The organism is Domibacillus sp. 8LH, assembly GCF_038806185.1.
Taxonomy (GTDB): domain Bacteria; phylum Bacillota; class Bacilli; order Bacillales; family Domibacillaceae; genus Domibacillus; species Domibacillus indicus_A.
Window position 1 is genome coordinate 1 of record NZ_JAVJNG010000166.1, and the last position, 267, is coordinate 267.

General features: G+C 68.2%; 1 protein-coding gene. It reads left to right on the plus strand.

Going from position 1 to position 267, the window contains the following annotated elements; all coding sequences use genetic code 11:
• On the plus strand, positions 1-267 hold a 267-nt coding region (locus RG959_RS24265; protein ID WP_342799316.1), incomplete at both ends, for a DUF2169 domain-containing protein.

Below are 267 nucleotides of genomic sequence, written 5' to 3' on the forward strand. Positions count from 1 at the left end.
GATCAACAGATTGCCTATCCCAAGGGCGGAGAGCCCGTCGAGCTCGTGAACCTCTCGCCGCGGGGCCGCATCGCCACCTGGCTGCCGCGCCTGCAGATCCTCGCCACCTTCGAGCGGCGCTCGGGCCGGCTGACCCAGCGGATCGCCAACCTCGACACGGTGCTGTTCCTGCCCGAGGAGGAGATCGTCACCCTGACCTTCCGCACGAGGATCACGGCCGCGCGCGACATCTTCGAATTCGCGCGGGTTCTCGTCTCGACCCGGCAG